The following is a 7,272-nucleotide window of genomic DNA, read 5'->3' as shown; positions in this document are numbered from 1 at the left end:
TCCTTGCGCGTGGGGACAGGTCTCAGGGCCCGCTCCCCCGCCGCCGCACCTGCTCTCGCACCGCCCTCCGCGGTCGAGCGCGCCCTGAGACCTGTCCCCACGCGCAAGGAGGCGCCGCATGTCCGCTCATCCGCATCCCCCCGGGTTCTCCCGGCGGCTGTTCCTCTCGGTGCCGCTCGCCGCGGCGTCCGCCGCCGCCCTCGCCTCCTGCGCCTCCCCCGGCGCCGGCGACGGAGTGACCACGCTCGACTTCTTCCAGTTCAAGGCGGAGGCGGTGGAGGACTTCGCGCGGATCATCCGCGAGTTCGAGGCGGCCAACCCGGACATCCGGGTCATCGCCAACAACGTGCCCGACCCCGACACGGCCATCCGCACCCTGCTCGTCAAGGACAAGGTGCCGGATGTGCTGACCCTGAACGGCAGCGGCTACTACGCCGACCTCGCGAAGGCCGGCGTGTTCCACGACTTCACCGGCGACGAGCTGGTCGAGCGGGTGAACCCGGCGGCCCTCGACATCCTCGCCGCCCTCGGCAGCTTCGAGGGGAACGAGGTGAACGCGCTCGCCTTCGCGAACAACGCGGACGGGATCCTCTACAACCGCACGATCTTCGCCGAGAACGGGATCGAGGTGCCGACCACCTGGGACGAGCTGATCGCCGTCTGCGAGACGCTCACCGCCGCCGGGATCACTCCCTTCTACGGCGCCCTGCTCGACAACTGGACCGGCGCCCCCGCCTTCAACGCGCTCGGCGGGCAGCTGCAGCCGGACGGCTTCTTCGACGCGATGCGCGAGGAGGGAGCGGCGCTCGGCCCCGACTCCCCCGTCTCGTTCACGAAGGACTACGCGACGACGATGGAGCGGCTCGGGCAGCTCTTCTCGTACACGCAGGAGGGCTCGTTCGGCCGCGGCTACGACGACGGCAACCAGGCCTTCGCCGCGGGCGAGGCGGCCATGTACCCGCAGGGCATCTGGGCGATCAACCCGGTGCGCACGAACAACCCCGACATCGATCTCGGCGTCTTCCCCTACCCGGTGCTCGACGACCCCGCGGACACGCGGGTCACCTCGGGCGTCGACGTGGCCGTCGCCATCGGCCGCGGCACTCCGAAGCTCGACGCGGCCCGCCGCTTCGTCGACTTCCTGCTGACCCCCGGAGTCGTCGAGCCGTACGTCGCGAGCCAGGCCGCCTTCTCGCCGCTGGTCGGCGCCGCACCCAACTCGGACCCCACGCTGGCCGAGCTGCAGCCCTACTTCGAGCAGGGACGGCTGATCGGCTTCGTCGACCACCAGATCCCCGCGAGCATCCCGATCAACCCCACGCTCCAGGCGTTCCTCGCCAGCGGGGACGCCGACGCGGCGCTCCGGACCCTCGACAGTGAGTGGCGCAAAGTCGCGGCACGCACGACCAGGAAGTGACCCCATGACCACGACCACGACGGCCGCCGCGCAGGCGGTGGCGACCACTCCTCCGCCGCCCGCGCGCCGCAAGCGCATCATCGGGCGCACCTCGAAGACCTTCTACTGGATGACGGTCCCCGCCGTCCTGCTCTTCTTCGTGCTCCACACGGTCCCGGTCCTCACCGGAATCTTCTTCAGCTTCACCGACTACGCGGGCTACGGCTCGTGGGACCTGATCGGCGCCTCGAACTACCTCGCGCTCCTCCAGGACGACCGTGTCTGGAAGGCCTACTGGTTCACCTTCGGCTTCGCGATCGTGGCGACCGTGCTGGTGAACGTGATCTCGCTCGCCATCGCCGTCGCCCTCAACGCGCGGATCAGGTTCCAGACGGCGTTCCGCGGGATCTACTTCATCCCCTACGTGCTCTCGACCCTGGTCATCGGCTACGTGTTCCAGTACCTCTTCGCGAACTCGCTGCCGCAGATCCTCGGCGCGATCCCGGTGATCGGCGAGAACATCCTCGCGAACGCCGACTGGGCGTGGGTGGCGATCGTGGTGCTGGCGGTCTGGCAGGCCTCGGCCTTCTCGATCATCATCTACCTCGCCGGACTCCAGACGATCCCGGGCGAGCTCTACGAGGCGACCTCGCTCGACGGAGCGGGGAGGTGGCGGCAGTTCACCTCGATCACGTTCCCGCTGATCGCCTCCTTCTTCACGATCAACATGGTCATCTCGATGAAGAACTTCCTCCAGGTGTTCGACCACATCATCGCCCTCACCAACGGCGGTCCCGGCACCTCGACGGAGTCGATCACGCTGCTGATCTACCGCGGCGGCTTCCAGGGCGGCGAGTACGCCTATCAGACGGCCAACGCCGTCCTCTACTTCCTCATCATCATCGTGGTCTCGCTGATCCAGTTCCGAGTCCTCAGCCGCAGAGAGGCGTCGTTCTGATGACATCGACCATCACCCCCACGACCGCGATCGCCCTCGGCGAGCCCGAGGGGCGGCGCCGGCCCTCCCGCGACACCTACCGGATCAACTGGTGGGCGACCGCGCTCATCGCGGTCTGCTCGCTGACGATCCTCCTGCCGCTCTACTTCGCCGTCGTGACCGCGCTGAAGACGCCCGACCAGCTCGGCGGCACCGGGTTCGAGCTGCCGACCTCGATCTCGTGGGGCAACTTCGCCGAGGCGTGGACGGCGACCCGCTTCCCGCAGGCCTTCGTGAACACCGCGCTGATCACGGTCGGAGCCGTCGTGCTGACGCTGTTCTCGAACTCGATGGTCGCCTACGCGGTCGCCCGGAACATGCACAGGCCGTTCTTCAAGGGCGTCTACTTCTACCTGCTCGCCGCGGTCTTCGTGCCGTTCCCGATCATCATGCTGCCGGTGGTGAAGGAGACGGCCCTGCTGGGCCTGGACAACCAGGCCGGGCTGATCCTGCTCTACGCCGTGTTCGGGCTCTCGATCAACACGTTCATCTACACGGCCTTCATCCGCTCGATCCCCATCGAGCTCGAGGAGGCGGCGCGCACCGACGGCGCCTCGACCTGGCGGACCTACTGGCAGGTGATCTTCCCGCTGCTCGGCCCGATGAACGCGACCGTCGGGATCCTGACCTGCGTGTGGGCGTGGAACGACTTCATCCTGCCGCTCGTGGTGCTCTCGGACCCGTCCGCCCGCACCCTGCCGCTGGCCGAGTACGTCTTCCAGGGGCAGTTCAACACGAACTACACCGTCGCCTTCGCGTCCTACCTGATGGCGATGGCGCCGCTGCTGATCGTGTACCTCTTCGCGCAGCGCTGGGTGGTCAGCGGAGTGATGCGCGGGTCGATCAAGTAGCGGTCGCGGCGAGCGCCGCCTCGAGCAGGTCCGTGAGCACGGTGCCTCGCGAGCCCGCGTCCTCCGGGTGCCACTGCACGCACCAGAGCGGCGCGGACTCGTGCTCAAGGGCCTCGACGGTGCCGTCGTCGGCGCGGCCGACCACGACGAGGCCCTCGCCGGGACGGTCGACGGCCTGGTGGTGGGAGCTGCGGACGTCGAGCTCGGCGGCGCCGAGGATGCGAGCGAGGGCGCTGCCCGGCTCGAGCGCCACGCGGTGGTCGACCATCCCGGACAGGTGCTCGCCGGGGACCGACCGGCCCACGTGACCGGCGCCGGGCAGGTGCTGCACGAGGTCGCCGCCGAGGGCGACGTTGACCAGCTGCATCCCGCGGCAGATCCCGACCAGCGGGGTCCGCGTCTCGACGGCACGGCGGACGAGCGCGATCTGCGCGCGGTCGGCCGCGGGGAAGGACTGGCCTCGGTGCGGGTCGTCGGACCGGCCGCCGTAGAGGGACGGGTCGACGTCCTCCCCTCCGGTGACCACGACGGCGTCGGCGGCGGCGAGCCGGCGCTCGAGCTCGGCGGCGCCGGCCTGCTCGGCAGGGACGCGGTCGACCACGAAGCCCGCGGCGGTGGCGGCCGAGACGACGCTCGCGGTCAGCAGCTGCAGCTCGATCTCGAACTCGGGATCCTCGCGGCCGCCGTCGGCGACGTCGACGACGAGCAGGACGGGGCGGTCGGAGGCCATGCGGACATCGTGCCACCCGGCCGGCTCCGGCAGAACGTCGGCGGAGAGCAGTGCCCCTCGGTCGAGAGGCGAGGAACCGCGCGTCCGGCCGGCGTTCTGCGCGAGCCCGCAGACCTCTCCCGGGGTCTGGTCAGGATCCGGTACCGCGATCTAGGATGTTCACTTTCACATCCCGTGCGAAGACGCACACCTCCGCGGCCCTGCGGATCGTGCCTCGACGCCGCACCCGATCACGAGGGCCTATCTGCATGAGACGATCACGATCGGCGGTGAGGACCGCTCTGGCGGTCGCGACCGTCGCCGCCACGGCGCTGCTCGGCGCCACGGTCCCCAGCTCCGCCTTCGGAGCCACCGAGACCCCGCTCCTCCACTACACGTTCGACACCGCCCCCACCGGCACCACGGTCGCCGACACCAGCGGCAACGGCTACAGCGCGACGCTGCGCGGCTCCGGGGCCCAGTTCCGCAACGGGCTCATCAGCCTCCCCGGCGGATCCGCCGCGGCCGCCCCCTACCTCGAGATCCCCACCGCCGGCCTCGTCGGCAAGAAGGACCTGACCTTCTCGACCTGGCTCGCCCACAAGGGCGGGACCGGCAACGTCGCCGCCGCGTTCGTCGGAGCGCCCGTCGCCTCCGGCGCCTCGTTCTCCTCCGGCTACTGGCTGCTCAACCCGAGCAACCTCTCCGGCTACACCAAGTCGGTCGTCACCAACTCGGTCAACGCGGGCGCTCCCTACAACACCGAGGTCGGCGCCGGGGCGACGGGCACCCCGACCGTCGGCGCGCGCACCCCCTCGGGCCTCTCGCTCTACACGACCGTCATCGACGGCTCGACCGGCAAGCTCACCGTGTACGTCAACGGCGCGCAGATCTCGCAGAGCACGATCGCCCGCGACGTCTCCTCGTTCGGCCCGTCGCTCGTCGCGTACATCGCGCGCTCGACCTACAACGACCCGGGCTGGAACGGCGAGATGGACGACTTCGCCGTCTACGACAGCGCCCTCAGCAGCAGCTCCGTGCAGGCGCTCTACTCCTCGCAGGCCCTCGACCGCGCCGTCGCGTCGGTCACGGTGCCCACGGAGGCGACCGCCGGCTTCACGGTGCCCACCACCGCCAGCGGCGTCGGCATCACCTGGACGTCGAACAGCGCGGCCGTGGCCATCACCGGCGGCACCGCGACCGTCACGCGCCCCGCCGCGGGGCAGCCGGACGCCACCGCCACCCTCACCGCCACCTACAGGGTCGGCACCGAGACCCGCTCGGTCGACTACGCGGTGCGCGTCGCCGCGCAGCTGGACGACGCGACGAAGGTCCAGCGCGACCTCGCCGCGATCGCCATCCCGAACGTCGACGACATCCGGACGAACGTCTCGGTGCCCACCACCGGCACGCTCGGCTCGAGCATCGCCTGGAGCGTCGTCAGCCCGAGCGGAGCGACCGTCCGCGACGGCAGCGCCGCCGGCACCCGCACCATCGACGTCGACCGCCCCGCGACCGGGAGCCCCGCGATCGACGTGGTCGTCCGCGCGACCGCGACCAGCGGATCCACCACCCGGACCCGCGACTTCACCCTCCGGGTGCAGCCGCTCCCCGCCGGCACCGACGACACCGAGGCGTACGTCTGGGCGTTCTTCACCGGAGAGGGCGACGGCGCCGAGCGCATCAGCCTCGCCGCCTCGAAGGGCAACGACGCGCTGAGCTGGAACACGCTGAACGGCGGCAAGCCGGTCTTCACCTCGAACCTGGGGACGATGGGCCTGCGCGACCCGTTCATCATCCGCTCGCACGAGGGCGACAAGTTCTTCATGCTCGCCACCGACCTGAAGATCGACGGGCTCCCCGGCGGCTTCGACACCGCGCAGAAGTCGGGCTCGAAGTACATCGAGGTCTGGGAGTCGACCGACCTGGTGAACTGGTCCGCTCAGCGCCACGTCAAGGTCTCCACCGACTTCGCCGGCAACACCTGGGCCCCCGAGGCGTACTGGGACGACGAGCTCCAGACCTACGTCGTGTTCTGGGCCTCGAACATGTACCCGACCACGAACACGGCCGACCGCGCCTCCGTCACCTACAACCAGATGATGTACGCGACGACCGAGGACTTCACCTCCTTCTCGGAGGCGAAGCCGTGGATCGACGTCAAGCGCGGCGCCGGCAAGGGCACCATCGACTCGACGGTCGCGAAGGACGGCGACACCTACTACCGCTTCACCAAGGACGAGGCGTCGATGACCCTCCGCGAGGAGAAGAGCACCGACCTGCTGGCCACCGTCTCGGGCTCGCTGCCCGGCACCGGCGGACCGGCGGACGAGTGGTCGCTGGTCAAGGAGAAGGTGGCCTCGGGCCTGCCCAACGGCGAGCCCGGGAAGACCTTCACCAGCGGTGAGGGCCCCAACGTCTTCCCCGCCAACGAGGGCGACGTGAACGGCCTCGACTGGTTCCTCTTCATCGACCAGCCGAACTACCACGACGGGCCGAACCACTACATCCCGTTCGGCACCGACGACCTCGCGAACGGCGACTCCTGGCAGCCGCTCGGAGCGAAGCTCCGCACGGGCCTGCCGCAGAACGCCGACGGCGGCAAGCCGCGCCACGGCACGGTCATCCCGGTGACGCGCTCCGAGTACCAGAAGGTGCTCGAGGGCTACGCCCCCGGCCTGGCCGTCGCCTCGGTCGCTCCGCTGACCGCGACGACCACGGTCGGCACCGCGCCGGCCCTGCCCCGCGCCACGATCACGACCGCCGCCGGCACCACCAGCACGGTCGACGTGGCCTGGGACGCCGTCGCGCCCGCCGCCTACGCCACGGCCGGGACCTTCACGGTCTCGGGCGTCGCGCAGGACGCGTCTCGCATGCCGGTGCAGGTCACGGTCACCGTGCAGTCCTCGCTGAAGGTGAGCGCGACCGCCACGTCGCGCTGCGTCGCCGGCAAGGTCGTGCTGACGGTCGTCGGCAAGAACAGAGACACGGTGCCGATGGACGTCTCGATCAGCACCCCGGAGGGCGTGAAGACGATCGCCGGCGTGAAGCCGGGCGCCTCCGGCTCCGCCGCGTTCACGGTGCGCTCGACGCAGCTCGCCGCGGGCGAGGCGACGGTCACCGGCACGGCCACGGTCGGCGGCAAGACCGTCACGGCCACGGCCACCGCGCCCTACAGCGCGCGCAGCTGCGTCGAGCGCACCGTGAACGCGGCGGAGCCGGAGGCGCCCGGCTTCACGCCGGCGATCGTCTTCACGCCCTCCGGGGTCCCGCCCCCCCCCCCCCCCCCCACCCCCCCCCCCCCCCCCCCCCCCCCCCC

Annotated in this window: 5 protein-coding genes; 4 read left to right on the top strand and 1 reads right to left on the bottom strand. The window is 70.6% G+C overall.

The features are described from left to right. The first annotated feature begins 118 nt into the window (after positions 1 to 118). Genes C5C71_RS16905 through C5C71_RS16895 form a run of 3 tightly spaced genes read left to right on the top strand, consistent with a single transcriptional unit; the run spans position 119 to position 3,244 of the window. Positions 119 to 1,417, top strand: coding sequence for an ABC transporter substrate-binding protein (locus C5C71_RS16905; RefSeq protein WP_104338158.1), 1,299 nt, complete (start codon positions 119 to 121; stop codon positions 1,415 to 1,417). Positions 1,418 to 1,421: 4 nt separating this feature from the next. Next, positions 1,422 to 2,354, top strand: coding sequence for a carbohydrate ABC transporter permease (locus tag C5C71_RS16900; RefSeq protein WP_104338157.1), 933 nt, complete (start codon positions 1,422 to 1,424; stop codon positions 2,352 to 2,354). Beyond that, the gene (locus C5C71_RS16895) at positions 2,354 to 3,244 is read left to right on the top strand and encodes a carbohydrate ABC transporter permease (RefSeq protein ID WP_347877594.1); all 891 of its coding nucleotides are present in this window, start codon (positions 2,354 to 2,356) and stop codon (positions 3,242 to 3,244) included. Before C5C71_RS16900 ends, C5C71_RS16895 begins: the two co-directional genes overlap by 1 nt. On the opposite strand, the gene C5C71_RS16890 is transcribed toward C5C71_RS16895, so the two are convergent. Further along, on the bottom strand, positions 3,237 to 3,974 hold the full coding sequence (locus tag C5C71_RS16890; protein ID WP_104260516.1) for a gamma-glutamyl-gamma-aminobutyrate hydrolase family protein: 738 nt from the start codon (positions 3,972 to 3,974) through the stop codon (positions 3,237 to 3,239). The genes C5C71_RS16895 and C5C71_RS16890 overlap by 8 nt on opposite strands. A 269-nt stretch (positions 3,975 to 4,243) precedes the next feature. Here C5C71_RS16890 and C5C71_RS16885 point away from each other — a divergent pair. Continuing rightward, positions 4,244 to 7,272: immunoglobulin-like domain-containing protein (locus C5C71_RS16885; RefSeq protein ID WP_104338156.1), on the top strand; the 3,029-nt coding region annotated here is incomplete at its 3' end.

This window comes from Rathayibacter sp. AY1C1 (genome assembly GCF_002932105.1).
Classification (GTDB): domain Bacteria; phylum Actinomycetota; class Actinomycetes; order Actinomycetales; family Microbacteriaceae; genus Rathayibacter.
The sequence above is the reverse complement of the archived record's forward strand: the minus strand, read 5'-3'. Positions and strand labels throughout refer to the sequence as shown.